Annotated in this window: 22 protein-coding genes; 8 read left to right on the top strand and 14 right to left on the bottom strand. The window is 43.1% G+C overall.

Annotated elements, in window-relative coordinates; translation table 11 throughout:
- Nucleotides 1–28: 28 nt before the first annotated feature.
- Nucleotides 29–919 (bottom strand): AraC family transcriptional regulator, encoded by an 891-nt coding sequence (locus M1F14_RS07495; RefSeq protein ID WP_042846103.1) that lies wholly within the window; start codon nucleotides 917–919, stop codon nucleotides 29–31.
- A 564-nt stretch (nucleotides 920–1,483) separates the two neighbouring features.
- Between M1F14_RS07495 and M1F14_RS07490 the strand changes: the two genes are divergently transcribed.
- Genes M1F14_RS07490 through ureG form a run of 7 tightly spaced genes read left to right on the top strand, consistent with a single transcriptional unit; the run spans nucleotide 1,484 to nucleotide 6,508 of the window.
- Nucleotides 1,484–2,320, top strand: a complete 837-nt coding sequence (locus M1F14_RS07490; RefSeq protein WP_042846104.1) for an urease accessory protein UreD — start codon at nucleotides 1,484–1,486, stop codon at nucleotides 2,318–2,320.
- Nucleotides 2,321–2,341: 21 nt separating this feature from the next.
- A complete protein-coding gene (locus M1F14_RS07485) occupies nucleotides 2,342–2,644 on the top strand; it encodes an urease subunit gamma (RefSeq protein ID WP_042846107.1) in 303 nt (100 codons plus the stop codon).
- Between the two features lie 8 nt (nucleotides 2,645–2,652).
- Nucleotides 2,653–2,976 (top strand): urease subunit beta, encoded by a 324-nt coding sequence (locus M1F14_RS07480; RefSeq protein ID WP_042846109.1) that lies wholly within the window; start codon nucleotides 2,653–2,655, stop codon nucleotides 2,974–2,976.
- Nucleotides 2,977–2,978: 2 nt separating this feature from the next.
- Complete coding sequence (ureC, locus tag M1F14_RS07475; RefSeq protein WP_129466412.1) at nucleotides 2,979–4,682, top strand: urease subunit alpha; 1,704 nt, start codon at nucleotides 2,979–2,981, stop codon at nucleotides 4,680–4,682.
- A gap of 22 nt (nucleotides 4,683–4,704) precedes the next feature.
- Complete coding sequence (ureE, locus tag M1F14_RS07470) at nucleotides 4,705–5,193, top strand: urease accessory protein UreE (RefSeq protein ID WP_071548594.1); 489 nt, start codon at nucleotides 4,705–4,707, stop codon at nucleotides 5,191–5,193.
- 21 nt (nucleotides 5,194–5,214) lie between these two features.
- Nucleotides 5,215–5,880, top strand: a complete 666-nt coding sequence (locus M1F14_RS07465; protein ID WP_181468742.1) for an urease accessory protein UreF — start codon at nucleotides 5,215–5,217, stop codon at nucleotides 5,878–5,880.
- A 10-nt stretch (nucleotides 5,881–5,890) separates the two neighbouring features.
- Nucleotides 5,891–6,508 (top strand): urease accessory protein UreG, encoded by a 618-nt coding sequence (ureG, locus tag M1F14_RS07460; RefSeq protein WP_042846115.1) that lies wholly within the window; start codon nucleotides 5,891–5,893, stop codon nucleotides 6,506–6,508.
- Between the two features lie 43 nt (nucleotides 6,509–6,551).
- Here ureG and hypE read toward each other — a convergent pair whose 3' ends face one another.
- The 12 genes from hypE to hypF form a co-directional block, all read right to left on the bottom strand.
- A complete protein-coding gene (gene hypE, locus M1F14_RS07455) occupies nucleotides 6,552–7,577 on the bottom strand; it encodes a hydrogenase expression/formation protein HypE (protein WP_181468743.1) in 1,026 nt (341 codons plus the stop codon).
- Nucleotides 7,578–8,690 carry a hydrogenase formation protein HypD gene (gene hypD, locus M1F14_RS07450; protein ID WP_071548597.1) on the bottom strand — a complete coding sequence of 371 codons (1,113 nt, stop codon included), beginning with the start codon at nucleotides 8,688–8,690 and terminating at the stop codon, nucleotides 7,578–7,580.
- Nucleotides 8,674–8,970: a hydrogenase maturation factor HybG gene (gene hybG, locus M1F14_RS07445; RefSeq protein WP_042846117.1), complete on the bottom strand. Its 297-nt coding sequence runs from the start codon at nucleotides 8,968–8,970 to the stop codon at nucleotides 8,674–8,676. The genes hypD and hybG overlap by 17 nt, the downstream gene beginning before the upstream one ends.
- Nucleotides 8,961–10,013, bottom strand: a complete 1,053-nt coding sequence (hypB, locus tag M1F14_RS07440; protein WP_042846118.1) for a hydrogenase nickel incorporation protein HypB — start codon at nucleotides 10,011–10,013, stop codon at nucleotides 8,961–8,963. The genes hybG and hypB overlap by 10 nt, the downstream gene beginning before the upstream one ends.
- Before the next feature lie 90 nt (nucleotides 10,014–10,103).
- Nucleotides 10,104–10,445, bottom strand: a complete 342-nt coding sequence (hypA, locus tag M1F14_RS07435; RefSeq protein WP_042846119.1) for a hydrogenase maturation nickel metallochaperone HypA — start codon at nucleotides 10,443–10,445, stop codon at nucleotides 10,104–10,106.
- Nucleotides 10,445–10,930 carry a hydrogenase-2 assembly chaperone gene (hybE, locus tag M1F14_RS07430; protein ID WP_048606210.1) on the bottom strand — a complete coding sequence of 162 codons (486 nt, stop codon included), beginning with the start codon at nucleotides 10,928–10,930 and terminating at the stop codon, nucleotides 10,445–10,447. The genes hypA and hybE overlap by 1 nt, the downstream gene beginning before the upstream one ends.
- Entirely contained in the window at nucleotides 10,923–11,417 is a 495-nt protein-coding gene (locus M1F14_RS07425; RefSeq protein ID WP_181468744.1) for a HyaD/HybD family hydrogenase maturation endopeptidase, read from the bottom strand. The genes hybE and M1F14_RS07425 overlap by 8 nt, the downstream gene beginning before the upstream one ends.
- Nucleotides 11,417–13,120, bottom strand: coding sequence for a hydrogenase 2 large subunit (gene hybC / locus M1F14_RS07420; protein ID WP_181468745.1), 1,704 nt, complete (start codon nucleotides 13,118–13,120; stop codon nucleotides 11,417–11,419). Before hybC ends, M1F14_RS07425 begins: the two co-directional genes overlap by 1 nt.
- Entirely contained in the window at nucleotides 13,117–14,304 is a 1,188-nt protein-coding gene (gene hybB / locus M1F14_RS07415; protein ID WP_166685116.1) for a Ni/Fe-hydrogenase cytochrome b subunit, read from the bottom strand. The genes hybC and hybB overlap by 4 nt, the downstream gene beginning before the upstream one ends.
- Nucleotides 14,288–15,274 (bottom strand): hydrogenase 2 operon protein HybA, encoded by a 987-nt coding sequence (hybA, locus tag M1F14_RS07410; RefSeq protein ID WP_131680188.1) that lies wholly within the window; start codon nucleotides 15,272–15,274, stop codon nucleotides 14,288–14,290. The genes hybB and hybA overlap by 17 nt, the downstream gene beginning before the upstream one ends.
- Nucleotides 15,275–15,276: 2 nt before the next feature.
- Nucleotides 15,277–16,395 (bottom strand): hydrogenase 2 small subunit, encoded by a 1,119-nt coding sequence (gene hybO / locus M1F14_RS07405; protein WP_042846126.1) that lies wholly within the window; start codon nucleotides 16,393–16,395, stop codon nucleotides 15,277–15,279.
- Between the two features lie 605 nt (nucleotides 16,396–17,000).
- Complete coding sequence (gene hypF / locus M1F14_RS07400) at nucleotides 17,001–19,277, bottom strand: carbamoyltransferase HypF (RefSeq protein WP_181468746.1); 2,277 nt, start codon at nucleotides 19,275–19,277, stop codon at nucleotides 17,001–17,003.
- Between the two features lie 417 nt (nucleotides 19,278–19,694).
- On the opposite strand from hypF, the gene M1F14_RS07395 reads away from it, so the two are divergent.
- Nucleotides 19,695–20,711 carry a linear amide C-N hydrolase gene (locus M1F14_RS07395; RefSeq protein ID WP_042846142.1) on the top strand — a complete coding sequence of 339 codons (1,017 nt, stop codon included), beginning with the start codon at nucleotides 19,695–19,697 and terminating at the stop codon, nucleotides 20,709–20,711.
- A gap of 55 nt (nucleotides 20,712–20,766) precedes the next feature.
- Here the strand turns inward: M1F14_RS07395 and M1F14_RS07390 are convergent, their stop codons facing one another.
- Nucleotides 20,767–22,248, bottom strand: coding sequence for a TolC family protein (locus M1F14_RS07390; RefSeq protein ID WP_042846143.1), 1,482 nt, complete (start codon nucleotides 22,246–22,248; stop codon nucleotides 20,767–20,769).
- Between the last annotated feature and the right edge of the window lie 2 nt (nucleotides 22,249–22,250).

Raw genomic sequence — 22,250 nt, 5'->3', positions numbered from 1 at the left:
TGGCTATGCCGAATAAATTCGGTAATGGCTATTCTTCAATTTCTTTATCAAATTCAATAGGATTTGAACTCGACAATAAGGTAGTAATAAAAGCTGGGTCATTAGATTGCCTTGATTGCAAACGAAATTGAGAAGGCGTCATATTATATTTTCTCTTAAATACATCACAAAAATAGGCATTACTACCAAACCCGCAACGATGGCTAATTTGATATACAGAGTAATTCGAAAACGTTAAATAATTAAGAGCCATCCCCATTCGAACATCTAATAATAATTGGCGAAATGACACACCTTCACGGTTTAAATGACGGCGTAAAGTTGAAGGGGTTGTAAATAACGCCTTTGCAACATCATCCAAACTCCATTTCTTCTGGGGTTCTTGGGTGATCAAATGGGTAATTGCTTGGTTTTTCGGTTCATCATAATTGAAACGAAAAATAGTAAGGATATCAACACCCTCTTGATATATCGCCATTAAAATAAAATATAGGCTTTGCTTCATCAACAGCGCTTCTTGAGATTCACTTTGTTTTTTCAATGGTAAGCATTGTTTTAATAAACTAAAGTTATCTCTGACAGTTTCAGGGGGTGAAACATGGTAAATTGGCTGATGGCTCGTCAACGGTGCACTAGACTTCATCAAGGTGATCAGTAATAAAAAAACGGCTTGTAACTCAAACTCTGTCATCGATAGAGTATGGATTTCAATCGGTTGATTCACAGTGTTACAAACAATATTACAAGAAACTTGGCTGTATTTAGGCATAATTAATGTGATATCCGATGAAATATCAATAGATTGCCCATTGATCACCACATTCCCTTTCGCGCCACACAGCATGGCAATCATCGCGCTTTCAATATAAAACGCTTTTAGCACCATTTGGCTCTCTGAAAGAAAATATTTGTATTCCATAATCTCAATACACTGCAGTCAACATGTGAAAAATATCCCTAGAAAAAGGGGCGATTGAATAAGTCAGAACATAACATTTTTGATGAACAGTAAAACGCCATAAATTGATTGTACACATACCCTACCTGCTTGCGGCTCAGAATATAGTCCTGTTGCTGAAAAATCGCAATATAGATATACGTTCATTTTTTACTGTTATTTTTATGCTTGTTACTTTTTCTAAATAAATTGCTATTTAATTGAAAGGTAATTTTCACTATAAGGTGTAAAATCGCGCGGCAGATGAATCTACTCCGGTTTAAAGAATCACTTTTCTGGCGTTTATTCACACCCTACCCTACTTGCATTAGCTTATATTCTTAATGATCCAAGTTGTAGCCAGATGACAAGCGAACAGGCTTTTCGTCGCATACTTAAGTGTGTGACAAGGGCAAAAGTACCTCGTTAACGACGCTCAGGCTTGCAGTATCACGAGTATATACTTCATATACACCAATCCTTGAGATTAGGGGTATAGCTAAACATGTTCGCGTATTTTTAGTTGGCTGATTTGCAGGAGAAAGTATGTCTGATTTTTCAGGATCAGGCTGGTTAGCTGAAATTTTTTTACGATATGAATTAAAACGTGGAATAACCCGTTTAACGGATAAACAACATATCGGCCCTTTAATGGTACAGCGGCCATTCTATCCCGAGCAAGGGATTGCACACACGTATTTACTTCATCCCCCAGGAGGTGTCGTCGGGGGGGATAAACTACTTATCAATATTGATGTTCAACCCAATGCTCATGCACTACTTACAACACCTGGAGCGACAAAATTTTACCGTAGTGCTGGTGGCGTTGCGCGTCAAGTACAGACGCTAACTGTCGCCAACGATGGTTTTCTTGAATGGTTACCGCAGGAAAATATTTTTTTCCCGAAAGCCCAAGCTCGGCTAGAAACCCATATTCACCTTGGTTTACAGGCAAGGTTTATTGGTTGGGAAATGCAATGCCTAGGGCGACCAGTATTAAATGAGTGGTTTGAAGATGGCGATATCAGAGGGCGACTAAATTTCTATATTGATAACAAACTAACGCTAACTGAATCCTTATGGATCAATGGCCTACAAAACCAATTAGCGATAATGCATGAATATCCAATGCTCGGTTCATTATATATATACCCCGCAACGGATGAATTGAAAGAAGTTATTCATCAAAGTTTAAACCCGCTTTTCGTTTCAAAGAATAAACCTATCGAATATGGCTTAACGGATGTTGATGGCATTTTAGTATTGCGGTTATTAGGTTCTCAAACTGAACCTATGATGGCTTGCTTTGTGCAAATTTGGCAAGCAACAAGGCAGCACTGGCTAGGTTATTGCCCTGAACCACCACGAATTTGGGCAACTTAAACGTTATTTTTAGGAGCAAAAATGGAACTAACACCAAGAGAGAAAGATAAATTATTGCTTTTTACCGCCGGGCTTGTTGCGCAAAAGCGCTTAGATCGTGGATTAAAACTCAACTATCCAGAAGCGGTTGCGTTGATCAGTTGTGAGATTATGGAAGGCGCTCGCGATGGTAAAACCGTCGCACAATTAATGAGTGAAGGCCGTACCATCTTAACCGCCGATCAAGTCATGGAAGGAGTCCCCGAAATGATCAAAGACGTCCAAGTGGAATGCACATTCCCTGACGGTACTAAACTTGTTTCCATTCATGACCCAATTGTATAGGTAGCAATATGATCCCCGGTGAAATTAAAGTTAACTCAGCTTTAGGTGACATCGTACTCAATGCAGGTCGAGAAACCCAAACCGTCCAAGTCGCTAACCATGGTGATCGCCCTATTCAGATTGGCTCTCATTACCATTTTTATGAAGTGAACGACGCCCTTAAATTTGAGCGGGAAGCGACGTTAGGCTTTCGTTTAAATATCCCTGCGGGTATGGCCGTTCGTTTTGAACCAGGCCAAAGCCGTACGGTTGAGTTAGTCGCATTTAGTGGCAAAAGAGAAATTTATGGCTTCCATGGCAAAGTCATGGGCAAGTTAAAGAGTGAGAATTAATAATGAAAACTATCTCACGGCAAGCTTACGCTGATATGTTTGGTCCAACAACAGGTGACCGCTTACGCTTAGCAGATACCGAGTTATTTTTAGAGATCGAAAAAGATTTCACCACTTACGGTGAGGAAGTTAAATTTGGCGGTGGTAAAGTCATCCGTGACGGCATGGGGCAAAGCCAAGTCACGAGTGACCAATGTGTTGATGTCCTAATCACCAACGCCATTATTTTAGACCATTGGGGGATCGTCAAAGCAGATATCGGTATTAAAAATGGCCGTATTACCGGTATTGGTAAAGCAGGTAACCCTGACGTTCAACCCAACGTAGATATTGTTATTGGCCCGGGAACAGAAGTGGTTGCCGGTGAAGGTAAAATTATTACCGCAGGCGGTGTCGATACCCATATTCACTTCATTTGCCCACAGCAAGCAGAAGAAGGTTTGGTATCTGGAGTTACTACATTTATAGGCGGTGGAACGGGCCCTGTAGCTGGTACCAATGCGACGACAGTAACGCCCGGTATCTGGAACATGTACCGCATGTTAGAAGCAGTAGACGAGTTACCCATCAATGTGGGCCTGTTTGGTAAAGGCTGCGTAAGCAAACCTGAAGCTATCCGCGAACAAATCGAAGCAGGTGCAATTGGCCTTAAAATCCATGAGGACTGGGGCGCAACCCCAATGGCAATTGATAACTGCCTAAATGTCGCAGATGAAATGGATGTGCAAGTCGCTATCCACTCAGATACCTTAAATGAAGGTGGGTTTTATGAGGAAACCGTCAAAGCCATTGCTGGACGAGTGATCCACGTATTCCATACTGAAGGTGCTGGGGGTGGTCATGCCCCTGATGTGATCAAATCTGTGGGTGAGCCCAATATTCTACCCGCTTCAACCAACCCAACTATGCCGTATACCATCAACACGGTGGACGAACATTTGGATATGTTGATGGTTTGCCATCATCTCGACCCTTCTATTCCTGAAGATGTCGCTTTTGCCGAGTCGCGAATTCGGCGTGAAACCATTGCAGCAGAAGATATTTTGCATGACATGGGAGCAATTTCTGTCATGTCCTCTGATTCGCAAGCAATGGGGCGTGTTGGCGAGGTTATCATTCGCACTTGGCAATGCGCTCATAAAATGAAATTGCAGCGTGGCACCCTAGAAGGGGATACACCGGAAAGTGACAATAACCGAATTAAACGCTATGTCGCTAAATACACAATTAACCCCGCTATCGCCCATGGCATTGCCCATGAAGTCGGGTCGATTGAAAAAGGTAAACTCGCGGATATCGTGTTGTGGGACCCTGCCTTTTTTGCCATTAAACCGGCCTTGATTATGAAGGGTGGCATGGTGGCTTATGCCCCTATGGGGGATATTAATGCGGCTATTCCAACGCCTCAACCTGTCCATTACCGCCCAATGTTTGGCGCATTAGGTAAAGCCAAATACCACACTTCGATGATTTTTATGTCGAAAGCCGGTATCGATGCAGGCGTGCCTGAGAAACTAGGCTTACAAAGTCAAATTGGCCGAGTTGAGGGCTGCCGTAACATCACCAAAGCATCCATGATCCACAATAACTATGTGCCTCATATTGAGCTCGACCCACAAACTTACATTGTCAAAGCTGATGGTATTCCATTGGTTTGTGAGCCAGCCACTGAACTCCCCATGGCACAACGTTACTTTTTATTCTGATCCCTAATTGAAGAGCCAGTGCATGAAAAAATTTATTAAAGTTATAGATAACCATGAGGCACCTGATATGCATTTATTATCATTGTGTTTAACCATGGATGAGCGCACTAAGAGCCGTTTAAAAGTCACCTTAAGTGATGGACAAGAAGCGGGGTTGTTCCTTCCCCGTGGAACAATACTTAAGGAAGGTGATGTATTAGCCACGGAAACTGGGGAATTCGTCACTATCGAAGCCGCAAAAGAGCAAGTTTCGACGGTTTACAGTGATGACCCACTGCTGTTGGCGCGTGTTTGCTATCACTTAGGCAACCGCCACGTTCCTCTGCAAATTGAAGCGGGTTGGTGCCGTTATTTTCACGACCATGTGTTAGATGATATGGCCCGTGGATTAGGTGCAACGGTCAGTGTGGGGCTGGAAAAATACCAACCTGAGCCGGGGGCTTATGGTGGGTCATCCGGTGGGCATCATCATCACCATCAACATGACCACGATGAACATCACCACCATTAATAACACTGGAGAAGTTTATCCATGTTAGCAGATTTGCGCTTATATCAACTTGTCAGTCCCTCTTTACCTGTTGGGTCATTCACTTATTCCCAAGGCTTGGAATGGGCGATTGAAAACGGCTGGGTCACCACGCCGGATACTCTTGCAAGCTGGTTAACAGCACAAATGACCCACGCAATTGCGGCATTAGAACTTCCTGTTTTGCGGCAAATTCATACACATTTGCTATGTTCCGATATAGAAAAAGTCACCTATTGGTGTGATTTTATGATCGCCAGCCGTGAAACGAAGGAGCTACGCTTAGAGGAGCGCCAGCGAGGTATTGCTTTCGCCCGCTTGCTACCTCAGCTAGGGATTGAGCTTGATACAACCACACAGACCTGCGTTAAGCAAACACAGTTAATGGCGTTTGCTCTTGCGGCAGTCAGTTGGAATATTGATATTGAAAAGCTGTGCAGTGCCTATGCATGGGGTTGGCTGGAAAACACCGTCATGTCTGGTGTTAAGCTAATCCCTCTTGGGCAAAGTGCTGGACAGAACATCCTATTTACCCTGACAGAACGCATCCCAACCATTGTCGCGCAATCAGCCACTTGGCCTTTAGAAGATATCGGCAGTTTTACTCCTGCCCAAATTATTGCCAGTAGTCGGCATGAAACCCAATACACACGACTTTTTCGTTCATGAGAAATATACAATGCAAGAATATAACCAACCCCTACGAATTGGTGTCGGTGGGCCAGTAGGCTCAGGAAAAACGGCATTACTCGAAGTTTTATGCAAAGCGATGCGCGATACCTACCAAATTGCGGTCGTCACCAATGATATTTATACCCAAGAAGATGCAAAAATACTCACGCGTGCAGAAGCCTTAGACGCTGACCGCATTATCGGCGTAGAAACAGGCGGTTGCCCTCACACTGCCATTCGTGAAGATGCCTCCATGAACCTTGCGGCAGTTGAGGAACTGGCAATGCGCCACAAAAACCTCGATGTCGTATTTGTGGAAAGCGGTGGCGACAATCTAAGTGCAACTTTTAGCCCTGAGCTCGCCGATTTAACGATCTATGTTATTGATGTCGCTGAAGGGGAAAAAATCCCACGTAAGGGCGGCCCGGGTATTACCCATTCTGATTTATTGGTGATCAATAAAATAGACCTCGCTCCGTATGTTGGGGCATCATTAGAGGTTATGGAAGCAGATACCGCAAGAATGCGCCCAATCAAACCTTATGTTTTCACCAACTTGAAGAAAAAAGTAGGCTTAGAGACCATTATCGAGTTTATTATCGATAAAGGTATGCTAAGGCGTTAGTCTGTTAGTTTGCCCTATAGTTTTTTGCCTATAGGGCATCTGATTAACAAATACGTGGTAATGGCTCACTGTGTGGTAAATCTAACAGCCTTGAGGCACCAAAAACCCCGACTAATTTCACTGGTTTTTGCTCTGTGACACAACCAATGGTAGCAGCATTTTCGCCTAATGGATGGCTGCGCAACGCGCCGAGTACTGCACTTTCTGCGTCAGGTTTAACCACAATCACCAATTTACCTTCATTAGCGAAGTTAAGTGGCTCTAAACCTAATAGCTCACAAACCCCTCTAACAGCAGAAGAAACGGGTAAATCCCCTTCATTCACCGCGATTCCGCACCCACTGGCCTGTGAAAATTCATGCAAAATAGCAGTAACCCCGCCACGGGTGGCATCCCGTAATGCACGAACCCCCTCAATATTGCGCAGTGGTTCAATCAATGGCGTTAATACCGCGCAATCACTATTTAGCTCAGCTTCCAAACCAAGCTGTTCTCGTAAGTTTAAGATGGTTGCGCCGTGATCGCCCAAAGTGCCACTCACTATTACCTTGTCACCCGCTTGAATTTGCTGGGCCCCCCAACGGATCTCACTTGGGATCACCCCAATACCAGCAGTGTTAATAAAGACTTTATCGGCAGCTCCACGCTGCACCACTTTAGTATCTCCGGTCACAATCTCTACGCCTGCGGCGGCAGCTGTTGCTGCCATGGATTCAACAATAGTTTGTAATTCAGATAGAAGGAAACCTTCTTCCAATATAAAACCGCAAGAAAGATATTTAGGAATAGCGCCACTCACCGCTACGTCATTAACCGTACCACACACGGCAAGCTTACCAATATTGCCACCAGGGAAAAATATAGGATCAATCACATAGCTGTCAGTACTAAAAGCTAAACGGTCACCTAAAGCCGTTAACTCCGCCAATGATAACCGCGCTTGGTCCTCCCTTTCATTAAGTGCTTGATTGGCAAATGCCTGCAAAAACAACTGTTCTATCAGTTGCTGCATAGCCTGCCCGCCGCTCCCATGTGCCATCGTCACCACATTGTTAGCATCACGACTCATTTATGCCTCCCGACGATATTGATAATAAGCCGCACAAGCGCCTTCTGAAGAAACCATTAATGCACCAAATGCTGTTTGAGGCGTGCAACGTTTGCCAAATAGAGCACATTCATTCGGTTTACAACGCCCCGTTAAGACATCACCACAACGAGCTTGCGGGTCATCAGCCACTTGATGAGGCTGTATTTGGAAACGTAATTCTGCATCAAAACTTTGATAAGCTTTCGAGAGCTGAACACCTGAACCCGCAATCTCCCCAAGTCCACGCCATTCGCTCGTTGTTTTTAATTCAAAAACATCACCCAATGCTTTTAATGCCAACATATTGCCATGATCAGATACAATACGCTTATATTGGTTTTCTACTTCACAGCGGCCATCTGCAAGTTGGTCAACAAGCATCGCTATGGATTGCAGAATATCAAGTGGTTCAAACCCCGTTACCACCAGCGGTTTATGAAAGTCATCCGTAATAAATTGATAAGGCTGAGAGCCAATCACCATGCTGACATGCCCCGGTGCTAAAAAGCCATCAATACGTACATCAGGTTGTTCTAACAGGCTTTTAAGCGTTGGGATAATAGTAATATGTTGACAAAATACCGTAAAATTATTGAGCTGACGGCGTTTTGCCTGCTGCAAGGTGATCGCCGTACTCGGCATGGTGGTTTCAAAGCCTAAGCCAAAGAAAACCACTTGGCGTTCAGGCTGCTGTTCAGCTAACGCTAGCGCATCAAGAGGAGAATAAACAATACGTACATCAGCCCCACGTCTTTTGGCATCTAATAATGAGCCTTTTTGACCAGGCACTCGCATGGCATCCCCATAAGTACAAAAAATCACTTCTGGGCGCTCCGCAATTTCAATGCAGCCATCGATACGCCCCATCGGTAATACGCAGACAGGGCAGCCCGGCCCATGCACAAATTCAATTTCATCAGGTAAAAGTTGGTCAATACCAAATTTGAAAATAGCATGGGTATGGCCGCCGCACACTTCCATGAGTTGTAATGGGCGGAACTTCGCTTGTGGAATGTCACTCACTCGTTTACGGATATGGCTTAATAATGCCTGCGCTAACGTTGGGTCTCGAAACTCATCGACGTACTGCATCAGAGTCTCCTACTGTTAACCCACTAAAATCGCTCACTTCATGATCTAATTGGCTCATTGCCGTTAACGCATCTAACGTCGATTGTGCTTCTTCTTCATTAATGATACTCATGGCAAAGCCGACGTGTACTAATACCCATTGGCCTAATAAATCTGAAGTTTCCCCTTCACAAATTAAACCAATATTAACGTCCCGCTTTACACCACACACATCCACTTGCGCCAATTGGTGAATATCTTCACCCACTGCGACAATTTTTCCCGGAATGCCTAAGCACATAACTGAGTCTCCAGCCACGCTAGCCATGCGTCCATACCATCTCCTTGCGTCGCAGAGACTTGGATCACTTGGATGTTTGGATTCACTTGTTTGGCATTGGCAATACAAGCGTCCACATCAAAATGTAAATAAGGCAGTAAGTCGATTTTATTCAGTAACATAATGTCTGCAGCCGCAAACATATGTGGGTATTTTAAGGGTTTATCTTCCCCTTCCGTTACCGAAAGCACTGCGACTTTATGACGTTCCCCTAAATCAAAACTTGCAGGGCATACTAAATTCCCCACATTTTCAATAAATAACAAACTATTATCTTCTAGACCTAAACGTGCGGCCGCATCATGCACCATTTGTGCATCTAAATGGCAACCTTTACCTGTATTCACTTGAATAGCAGGTACTCCCGTTTCACGGATACGCTGCGCATCATTGGTGGTTTGCTGATCCCCCTCGATGACTGCGCAATTTACTTTACCCCGCATTTTTAATAGGGTTTCAGTTAATAACGTTGTTTTACCCGAACCGGGGCTGGAAACTAAATTTAACGCTAAAATATTTTTTTGGTTAAACCCATCACGGTTATGCTCTGCAAGATGATTGTTTTTATCTAATACATCCATTTCGATTTGCAGCATGCGTTTTTGACTAATCCCCGGTGCATGAGTCCCTGCCTCCCCGTGGCCATAATCCAGATCGTGATGCTCCCCCGCAGGTTTAAAGCTTGATTCTAGAGTTTGATAAACATGTTTGTGCTTATGCTTATGTTTATGTTTTTTTGATTTCGCCTCGACGGGAGCCGGTTCATATTGGTGATAGTGATTATGCACATCACCTTGATGGTAATAATGATGATGGATAATAACCGTTTGCCCTTGGTTATCGTCTTGGTGCGAAAGCCCATGATCATGATGATCGTGTCCATGATGGTGATCATTGTCGTGATGATGATCATGAGGGTGGTCATGGTGATGATTATGGTCGTGATGAGGGTCATCGCCCTCGATCTTGCGCTCCCCTGAAGCACACCCACAAGTACTACACATAAGTTTCACTCCCAACAATGAGATTGTTAAATTAGGTTAATACATAATCCATTGAGACTGGTTGATGCACCTCAAGCCCAACCTGAAAAACTATTCAACTTCGAGCTCTTTGATGCGTAAACTGTCGCCATTCTCAACCTTTAAATTAAAACTCTGACATTGCGGGCAGCCTGATTGGTGGCTTTCGACTTCCACCATTTTACTGCAATCCCAACACCAAGCCTGCGCAGGAGTATGGATAACATGAAGTTGACACCCCTCCGCCACCGTACCGCGGCAAGCAATATCAAAACAAAAGCGAAAAGCCCCCTCTTCAATACAAGAGAGCGCTCCAATTTCTAACCAAACCCCTGAAACTCGTGTTACCGCATTTAGCTTGGCTTGCTGCTCAATAATGTCTACTGTGCTTTGGCACAGAGCAACCTCATGCATTATGCCCCCTTCAAATGACGAGCAAATAAAGCGCGACGTGCAGGTGATTGCGGAATATTTGGGTCGCTAACAGGCAATGACAGCAAAATCCGGCGGCAATCATCCACAAGGTGAATACCTTGCTCAATGCTCAAGCCTTTATCTAATGGTGACATTAAAGAGCAAGCCAAATATTGCGTTAACCCCTCAAGTTCCCCTACGGTGTAAGTCATTTCACCGTAAGGCAGAATTAACCCTAATTTGTCCCCCACACTACGCCGCTGCCAATATTGTTCAGGGCCGGGCAAAATAACAGCGCTTAACATCCATGGAGTGATAACAACGCCTACCCATTGATGTTCAAACAAGACAAAATCACTGGCGTAAACAGGCATAGTCGGATGTAAAAAAGATAAATCATGCATCGATTGCTCTACAACACGCTGAAATGCGGCCTCAACAAGAGGCCGGGGATTGGCTTCATAGCCTTTAATATCATCAGACATGTAAACTCTCTTCTTTGGCAATCACCTCTAGGCCTTCGCTGCGCAGCACTTCAACCACTTTTCTCAACGCGGGCTCAAGGGCAGCTTGCCCCGTTAACGTTAAGCCAATATGCGGTTCAAGGGATTCAGGTACCACACCGACTAAGATTAGACGTTGGGGGAATTCATCCGTTAAATGCAAAGCCGATAGCACATCTGATAGACCAAGTTGATGAGGGGAAATTTTTCGGGTAAATAATGCGGGCACTTCGTCATCGCGTAGTACTAAAATTGAGCCAGCCTGCTGGCTCGATAACACCACATCCGCAATAATCAAATGGTCACGGTCGGCCATTGGGCCGATCAATTCCATACCAGCAGTACCACCATCTAGCACTTCTACACATTCGGGCAAGTGATAACGTTCTTCTAACGCTTCCACTATACGCACACCTATCCCTTCGTCACTCAATAAGATATTGCCAACACCCAAGACTAAAATACGCATTACAGCACCTTAACCTTAGTGACTTCACCACCTTCAGTGTCCACAATATGTACAGCACAAGACATACAAGGGTCAAAGGAGTGAATGGTCCTGACTACTTCTAAAGGTTTTGTTGGGTCAGCAACGGGGGTTCCCACAAGGGCTTGTTCGTACGGACCCGGTTCATCGTTAAAGTTACGTGGGCCTGAGTTCCATGTCGATGGCACAACGGCTTGGTAATTTTCAATTTTACCGTCTTTGATAACCACCCAGTGGGAAAGTAGCCCACGAGGTACTTCCCCAAAGCCAACCCCTTTGATGGTGGCATTTTCTGGGAAGTTCGGTTTAACAAAGGTGGTAAAGTCCCCTTTGCCGATGTTATCCACCAGCGCTTGCCACTGAATCGACAACATTTCATTCAATACACAGCAACGCACGCTACGACCAATAATACGACCTAATGTGGAATGCAGTTGGTCGATGCTAATACTGTTACCTGACAGAGTTTGGTACAGGTTCACTACATCGTTAAAATGTTTTTCCGTTGGCTCATGTTTTGCTGCCAGTTTGCACAATAAGTCTGCCAACGGTCCCACTTCAACAGTTTTATCGTAGAAAGTCGGTGCTTTTACCCATGAATATTTACCGTCATCATCCCAACCAGTGTAGTCAGGGTTAGTGGTTCCTTCCCATGGCGCTTGTGGTTCGTTTTCTTTGTACCATGCATGTTTGCTACTTTCTTTAATACCATTGATCAAATACTCATCTGTATGGCTGGTAATTGGGCGATAAGTACTAAAGTCACTATTTTCTAAGTAACCACCGGGCAATAAGAAGCTACCATTTTTACCATCCATTGGCATTTCAGGCATACACATATAATTTTGAGCACCTTGACCAACTTCTAACCACTCTGGATAACCCGCAGCAATAACAGCCGCATCGATTTTGTACACTTGCTCAATAAAATCCCCCAAACGATCGATAAAAGATTTCACATACATCAAGCGTTCAAGGTTAAGTACACCAACCCCATCAAGGTTGATTGGGTTTGCCACACCACCAACAGCAAGGTTTTGAATATGCGGTGTTTTCCCCCCTAACAATGCCACAATACGGTTTGCATCCCTTTGGCACTCAAGGGCTTGTAAATAGTGAGCCACCGCAATTAAGTTTACCTCTGGCGACAATTTCATCGCTGGGTGCCCCCAATAACCATTAGCAAAAATGCCTAATTGACCACTTGCGACTAATTTTTTAATTTTATCTTGCACGCGTGTAAATTCTGCGGCGCTATTGAGCGGCCAAGTTGAAATACCGCTTAAGATTTCAGCGGCTTTATTTGGGTCGGCATTTAATGCGGAGGTGATATCCACCCAATCTAATGCAGATAACTGATAAAAATGGACAATATGGTCTTGAATAGTATGCGCGGCTAAAATCATATTACGGATGTACTGCGCATTAACAGGTACATCAATATTCAAAGCGCTTTCAATCGTGCGGACAGATACAATACCGTGGACAGTCGTACAAACCCCGCAAATACGCTGCATGATCATCCATGCATCACGAGGGTCTTTCCCTTTGACGATTTCCTCCATACCGCGCCACATAGTGCCTGAAGCCCAAGCCTTAGTGACCTTTCCATCTTCAATTTCACAATCAATGCGTAAGTGACCTTCGATACGAGTGACTGGATCTATTGTTATACGTTGGCTCATGCTTTACCTCGGGCCTGTGAATGGCTCATCGTTGTTTTTTTCAATGCTGGGATAACAGGTAGTAAGCGGACCAATAAGATATAAGCGCATACCTCAATTGCCACAAAACCTATTGAAATTAAAAGTTCTTCTGTTGTTGGGAAATAGTCGTAACCGCCCCCCGGATTGAACGCGACAAGGGAGTAGCTCATCCGCCACATTGCCGCCCCGATTAACATGCTCAACCCACTGATATATAACCAACGCGAGTCATTTCTCAGCGATGGAATACGGAAAATAACCAGAGGGATCACCATTAACACGGTTTCTATCCAGAACATCATGGCGTAAAAATCACCATTAAAAATGTGATGTAATTTTTCGCGGTAAATCAACTCACCAAATCGGCAGGCTAAGAACAATATCAAGAGCACTTGCAGAATTTGCGTTAATCGCACAAATAATGGTCGTTCGTCAGCTCCCTGCCCCTTTAAGGCAGCTTGCAGCAATGAACCTTCAAAAATAACAATCGAGAAACCCATAATGAACGCGGTCAACAGCGAGAGCAGCGGCAGCATTTCATAACTTTGCCAAATAGGATGAACTTTATATCCCGCAGAAATCATCAATGACCCCATTGAGGATTGGTGCATCATGGGTAACAAGGCTCCTAATGCAATAATGAAAAACATGGCTTTATTCAAGCGTTTTAACGAGACCTTCCAACCAAAACGCTCACACAATGCTGGGGCAAACTCTAAGGCCATGACCCCGATATAAATCGTCATGCATACTGCCGTTTCAAACAGCACCGAATTGGTATTGAAGAAGCCGGGAATATAGAAATAAGGTAAGTTCCAGTAACGCCCCACATCGATAGTTATCGATAAACCACCAAGCGAATAACCGAACAAACTAGCGAGTAATGCAGGACGTACCAACGGATGATATTCTCCGCGATTAAATACGTACACTGCCCAAGCCAGTGCCCAACCGCCACAAGCAAACCCTGTACCAATCAGCAGATCAAAAGCAATCCAAATTCCCCATGGATAGCCGCCATTTAAGTCAGAAACGGAACCGAGTCCAAAAACCAGACGTTTTATAATCAGAATGACACAAATTAGAACCAACGGCCCAAAGACCATTATTGGCCAACTGACTAAACGCCCACCGAGCGGCTGTTCTTTATGATGCGTCGTCATTTGAGTCATCTCCTTCGTGTTTGTCATTCTTGGTATTGCGGTATACCAAGAAGCTCAGCCCTGCTAGTGCGGCTAATGGCAACACCATGCCTTTATAAAGGGTATGCTGCACATATTCAGAGCGAGCGCCGGTAGAAAGCTGGTCTAGTTCAGGTAACCCAAGATTCTGATAAGGCACCCCTGAAAGCACTATCACCTGCGTACCGCCACCTTCAAGCTCGCCATATATGTGCGACTCATATTTAGGTACTTTAATGACATTCGGGTCATTACTATGCAAAGTTTGGCGAGGGTAACCGTATTCATCCCCTGCTTTGAGTGTTAAACGTTTTTTTGCTTCTGCCAGCAGTTCTTCACGCGTACCGAAAATCACTGCTCCTGTAGGGCAAACCTCTACACACCCCGGTAACCCCCCTTTATCTAAGCGCTCTACACCTTTTTGGTTACATAGCTCACATTTATGAATTGCACCAAATTTGTCATCGTAAGCATATTTAGGAATATTGAATGGACATGCCACCATGCAATAACGGCAACCGGTACACACACTAGCGTCGTAATGGATAATGCCTGTTTTCGGATCTTTCTTTAATGCTTGAACAGGACAAACCGACACACAGTTAGGGTCAACGCAATGCATGCATTGTTTTTTGATGTAAGCGTAGCCGTCTTTTTCCTGATCTTTATTAACCCCAGTCCCGCTACTCCAGACCTGAATAATATTATTGGTATAAGGGGTCAGTTTGTCGTTATTTGACCACGTTTGCTCCCCAACAGGGTTGCGCTCAGGGTGGTTAATATCTTGGCACTTAGTGACACAAGCCTGACAACCAATGCATAGCGTCGAGTCATACAGCATGCCAAGAGAATTCGGAATTGGCGGCCGGTTCTCTGCCCCAGCTAAACTAGGCGAGCTACCAGCTAATAGTGCTCCCCCAGCGGAGAGTTTAAGAAAATTTCGTCTATTCACGGTTATTCTCCCCGTGAGTCAGTATCTTGTTGGCGTTTTTGACGACCTAATTCACGCACAGCCATCACACTCACACCAGCCACTAGCCCTACAACGCCACCAATTAACCCCACTGCGGTTGATGATATTTGCCCACCTTCACGGTTATTCACATCAGGCTTGTCCGCACGCGGTGTTGGGTTTTCAACACTCGCAAGTTGGTGGATAGCTTTATGAAAACCCACATTTTCCTCATTACAACCATAGCAAGGATGACCAATTGCCACTGGCCACACGCCACCGACATCACAAAATTGTAATGTGGAGCAATTACCGTAAGTTTCGGGCCCTTTACAACCTAAATGGTATAAACACCAACCTTCACGGTGACCATCATCCCCGAACTCTTTTGCGAAGCGTCCCGCATCAAAGTGAGGACGACGTTCACAGTGTTCATGAATTAATCGACCGTACGCGAACATTGGGCGATTTTTACTGTCTAGTTTTGGAGGTCTGTTAAAGGTAATTAAATGAGCAACTGTCGCAAGGAAGTTATGTGGGTTTGGTGGGCAACCAGGGATATTAATAACCGTTTTATCTTTAATTACTTGGTTGAGGCCAACTGCACCTGTTGGGTTATCCCCAGCAGCCGCAACACCGCCCCATGATGCACAAGAACCAATAGCAATTACCGCCGCCGCATGTTCAGCCACTTCACGGATATGCTCAACAATCGGTTTTCCTGCAACCATGCAGTAAATACCACCATCTTTCAATGGGATAGAACCATCAACGACTAATACATACTTGCCTTTATACTTCTCTATCGCAGCATGCTTGTTCTGTTCGACCTGTTCTCCAAAAGCGGCGGACAATACCTCATGGTATTCCAGTGAAATCGTATCAAGAATTAAGTTTTCCAAGGTGGGGTGAGTAGAACACAGCAAAGACTCTGTGCAGCCCGTACACTCTTGAGCCCCAATCCAAATAACGGGGGGACGTGATGGGTCACTAATAGATTCAGCAATTTGAGCGGCCGCATTCGCGCTTAGCCCCATTGTTGCTGCCAATGCTGTACATAACTTCATAAAATCACGGCGGTTTATACCATGAGAAGAAATAATAGAGTTATCTCCTATCATTCTTTTTTCCTATTATTATGGGTGGCTTAGAACCTATTCATTAGGCAAATTTTGTTTATTATCTTGAGGTTATAAATACCACCACGCCTATGCCCTAATGTGCATACGCCTTTGGCTAGTATTGTTACCGTAAGATTGAAAATAAAACCATGCCTAATGAAATAAGTTCTTATTTAAGTAACCTGATGCATAAATATAAAACAAGATCCTATTCCTACTTGCTTTTTATCGCTTGATCTTTATCAAGAGGTAATAAGAAAATTTATCTTTTTTATATATTTGTTAGAAAAATCGATTCAGTTCGTGAGGATTAAAAAATATAACCATAGAAACAAATAGTCTGTTTAATTCAATATTGCGCTACATATCACATTAATTTAAATATAAAATTTATTTATTTTCATAAGGATAATGAAAACCATTATTTTAAATTAAATTAATTAACCGAAATTTGCGTATTAATAAAAAGCCTATTTTTAATACAGGGAAATAAAGTAAATAAGAATCAATATCAAAAAATAATAAAGATAATAATAGAATATGGGTGTATAAGAAGATATTACCATCCACTTATATAATTTCATTATCATCGTATCTATATTCAATTAAACTTTTAATCTTGCTGCTGCAATAGCTACTTGCCCTAATGATAACCCCCCATCCCCCATGGGTAATTGTTTAGCATACAGTACATCAAATTCGTTCAAATTACTGACCAGCAACCGCCTTAATAACTGATTATGAATAACCCCTCCAGACAGCACTATCCGGTGAATACCATATTGGTGAGCTGACTTTCTAGCAAGTTCGGCAAAACCTTGTGCTAGAGCAACATGAAATGCATAGGCACGCTGCACTTTAGGGGCTTGATAAGCAACCCATTGTTGCCAAAACGTTTTTAAATCCAATTGCTGGCCAATTAAAGGCATACTGACTGGGTGCGTCATAACATCACATTGCGAAGCTAATGCTTCGAGCTGACACGCAGCTTCCCCTTCCCAACTGGTCGCCGCCGTACAAATCCCTAACGCAGCGGCAACTGCATCAAACAACCGACCTACCGATGAAGCTACGGGGCTGTTAACTCCTCGTTGAATCGCTTTTTGCAAACCCTGCCAAGGAAATTCCTTTAACTGCAATGCCATTTCCTGTTGCTGCCACTGTGGAACAAACTGTAACCAATGGGCCAATAAATTGCGCCAAGGCTGCCGCGATGCTAATTCACCTCCGGGTAGCGCTACTGCCGGTAGCCCCCCTAAATGCTGGCTAGTGTTGTAATCGACTAATAAACATTCCCCTCCCCATAGTCGATTATCATCGCCATAACCTAAGCCATCTAGGGCTAAGCCAATCACTTTACTACCATCTAACGGCAAGCCATGTTCTACCATTACAGCAGCGATATGAGCATGGTGATGCTGTACCTTAATGAAGGGAATTTGTCGTTGTTGCGCCAATGTTTCTCCGTAACGGTAACTCACATAGTTTGGGTGCATATCCCCCACAATGACACTCGGTATAAAGCGATAAATTGACTCAAATAAAGTAATCGTATCTTGATATTGTTGGCAAATATCCATGTCATCAAGATCGCCAAAATGCTGGCTCATCACTGCACTATTGCCCCGCAACAAGCAAAAAGTATTTTTTAGATCCGCACCTAAACCGAGTATTGAGGGCGCATTTTCAAACCCTTTAGGTAAGGCCAATGCATCAGGGACATAACCCCTTGCACGCCTTAACATTTCAGCCTGCCCATCGTGGTAACGGACTAAGGAGTCATCAGCTCGCTGCACAATGTCTCGGTTATGTGTCAACCAAAAGTCAGCGACATTCGCTAAATCAGTAAATGCGTCAGCCTCAGTTAATACGGGGGGTTTTCCAGAGGCATTACCAGAAGTCATAATTAATGGCCGTTTCACTTTTGCCATCAATAGGTGCTGTAAAGGGTTGGAAGGTAACATCACACCTAACTCTGTCAGTTCAGGAGCAACCGCTGCACTCAGTGAGTTATTCGCCCATTTATGAATTAAGACAATAGGTGCCGCAGGACTTTTTAATAATGCCTTTAACCCATTGTTAACCTTTATATTTTCATCCTCTAGCCAACCTATGGACGGAACCATCACTGCAAACGGTTTTGTAGGCCGCCGCTTACGTCGGCGTAATTGTTTCACCGCGTCATCGTTCGTCGCATCACAAGCTAGATGAAAGCCGCCTAACCCCTTTATTGCAATAATTTTGCCAAGCAATATTTGCTCCGTTGCCAATAACAGAGCATCCTCTTTTTGCGCTAAAGTTTGCCCTAAACCATCGCAAAGCTTAATTTCTGGACCACACTGCGCACAAGCATTGGGTTGAGCATGAAAGCGCCTATCGGCTGGTGATTGATATTCAGATAAACAATGTGCGCATAATGGGAAGTTAGCCATTGCCGTGTTTGGTCGGTCGTACGGCATATGGCAGATAATGGTAAACCTTGGACCACAATGGGTGCAGTTAGTAAATGGGTAATGAAAACGCCTATTTGAGGGAGTAAAAAGTTCTTGCAAGCACGCATCACAAGTTGCCGCATCGGGGATCACTTGTGTATCCATTCGGCCTTCGCCACTACGGCGAATAGTAAAGCTCTCAGGTAATATCTGCCATTGAAATGAACTTGATTGTACGCTTTCAATGTGTGCTAAAGGCGGGCAGTGTTGATGTAGTAATTGTATGAACTCGCTTAAATTAGTGCCTGCACATAAACGAACTAGCACCCCTTCACCATCATTACAAACGTCACCATAAAGATGGCATTGATGAGCAAGTTGCCAAATATATGGCCGAAACCCTACCCCCTGAACCTTACCTTTTATACGAAGCTGTATTCCGTTTTCCACTTACACACCCTCTTTATTACTAAGGGTATATTTTCACGCTAATAGTTAAAGAAAACTTCACTTAAGATCAAAAAAGTATGAGAAATGACGCAATGATGTATCAAACTTTAATTCAGCAACTTAACCACTGATAAATCCATCTTTCATTCGATTAAAGTGACCCGAAAGGTTATTCTGCTAATACCCGTATTTGATGGCATCTAATCCCCCCAATTAACCTCAGTGATTAAGCGAAAATAATAGCGCCACAAAGAATTAATTACATAAAAAATCAGAATTACCAACCGATATTTATTAGATAAAACAACATTAAATTATATTCGTTATTGTTTATTCAGTGAAGCTAATATAAGTTTATAGTATACGTCATTATTATTTACTAATTTACTGACATGTTATCAATAAGAGACTAATAAAATGTGCACAAGCTTATCAATAGTAGATAGTCAAAATCATATTTACCAAGGACGAACACTAGAATTAACTGAAAACTTACCTTCTTGGATAACATATTACCCAGTAAATACCTTCTTTCAGAAAAAATCACCTGATGGTCAAAATGGTATTAGTTATACATCTAAATTCGACATTCTTGCTATAACAACTGAAATTTATTTTGATGGTGATAACCATAATATGTTTCAAGGTTTAAATAGTGAGGGGTTAACTTTTAGTGCCAATATGATCACAGAAGCAGAACTCTCACCGATTGAACCTGAAAATTATTCCAAGTCATTACCTGTCACCTCGATAGGTGAATGGGCTTTATCTAGTTTTAGCAATGTTAACGAAGTGAAAAAAGCTATTGAAAGTGGCTTCTTTTGGTCCCCAATCCTCGTCAACTTTAGGAATTTAAAATCACCATTCCATTATGCTTTTTATGATAAACAAGGTGGCAGTATCGTCGTTGAAGCTGTTAACGGCAAATTACAAGTCTTTGATAACCCAACTCGTGTAATGACTAATGGGCCTGATTTTCAATGGCATTTAAAAAACCTCAATAATTATAGCCAATTATCTAACCTTGATAAGTCAACCAATCTATTAGGTAATATCCGAGTGACTCAGCCAGATAGCGGAATTGCAACTGCAAACCTCCCTTCTTCAGATACCTCGGTTGGGCGTTTTGTTCGTGCCGTTTTTTATAGTACTTACGCACCGCAAGCTGATAATGCAAAAGAGGCAATAAATACCCTTGCCCATATAATGAATAACTTTGACCGCACTAAAAATATCACTGTTGATAATATCGGAGAAGGTGAAGGGAAAGGTGATATTTTACTGTCTGAATATACTGTCTGGACTTGCTTATCTGATTTGTCTAATGGAACTATCTATATTAGAGGGTATGGTGAAATGAATTATACTCAATATTCGATTGACCAATTTAGCCATGAAGGTAAAGCTATTTTTAAACAACTCGATATTTATTAATTTAATCACCAATTGTAGAAGATAGTAATCCCTATCTTCTACAATTTAAAACTATTTATTTAGCTTTAGCCTGTTCATAACGAGGTAATGCTTTTTCTATTTCCCCTAATGAAAAAGCTAAATCAACAGCAGCAATAACTGAGCCAGTATAAGCATCAATACGGGCAAGTTCTGCTGTAAATAATGCTATTTCTGCCGCATTAATTTCAGTCACCGTGCCTAGCCCATTATGATAAAAATCAACGCTTGCGGTATAACTTAACTGAGTTGTTTCAACTAAATTTTTTGCCGCTTTATGCGCTTCCAATGCTGATTTTAACGCGTTCTCAGTTAAGCTCATTTCTCGGATCGCTAACTCTTGGCTTTTTCGTAAATTTTCTTGAGCAATCAGAATATCTGATTGTGCATTCTTCATACGGGCTTGCCTGATCCCCCCTTCATAAAGCGGAATACTCACTCCAAGTAAAATATTTGAAGAGGAAGTACTTTGATTGATACCGGGTAACCCCTGTACATCTAAGCTACTATTTCCCCCAGCAACAGCGCCGGCCAAATAGACTTTAGGAAAATAATCAGACTCAACGGATTGAGTCGTTTTCATCGCTGCTTGCATAAGCTCATAATTAGAAAGTACATCAGGGCGTTGAGCTAATGCATTCCTGATCCTTTCATGGGTCAATGGCGCGATATCATCAGGGAGAACATCTTTGTCGCTATATTGGATGTTGATAGACTGAAGTGGAGACATACCAATGGATGATAGCAATAATTGGTACTGGTCTTTTTCTTTCCCTGCGGCTAATACGCTTTGGAATTCTAATTGAGCAACCTGTTGCTTAGCTAATGCAACATCAAGCACGGTCGCAAGACCTCGCGCCTTTTTCTGTTCCACCGCATAAAGGACATTTTTACTGCGCGCTAAGGATTCAGCAGTAATTTTGTTTTTTTTCTGTGCGGCTCCGTAAGTATAGTAAGCCGTAGTAACATCATGAATGACCTTTTGATGAAGTAAATTAAAGTTCAAATCGGAAGCTAGAGCCGCATGTTTTGCTGCATTCGCGAGAGATTCACGCTTACCGAAATCAAACAACAACCACTGAAACGTCACCGCTGGGATAAAAACATGGTTAGAAACATCGATTTTATCAACAAGATCATTATGCGGAAGCTTTACAGTCCCTCGTTGATAACCACTTAATGCTGTTGCTGTAATAACAGGCAAATAGGTGCTTTCAACCATTCCAACATCAACCGCCGCCTTTTTGGCTAATTCCCAAGCAATACGTGTTTCAGGGTTATTTTTTTGCGCAACATCGATAAGATCAGCCAAGTCATACTGCTCTTTAAGTGTTTCATTATGTTCGGCATACAAATTCTCTTCAGGAGAAGAAAGGTATTTTTCGGATTCATATCGTAGCGGCTGCTGGGCTTTTTCCATAAATGAGCGGCTGGTATCGACACATCCGACAAGAAATACGCTCAGAAAAGTAGTGAGCAAATACTGTTTGTTTTTACTTTTTGTTAATTGTGCCGTCATTA

Origin of the sequence: Providencia sp. PROV003 (assembly GCF_045040775.1) — a bacterium.
Classification (GTDB): Bacteria; Pseudomonadota; Gammaproteobacteria; order Enterobacterales; family Enterobacteriaceae; genus Providencia; species Providencia huashanensis.
This window is presented reverse-complemented; position numbering and strand designations above follow the sequence as displayed.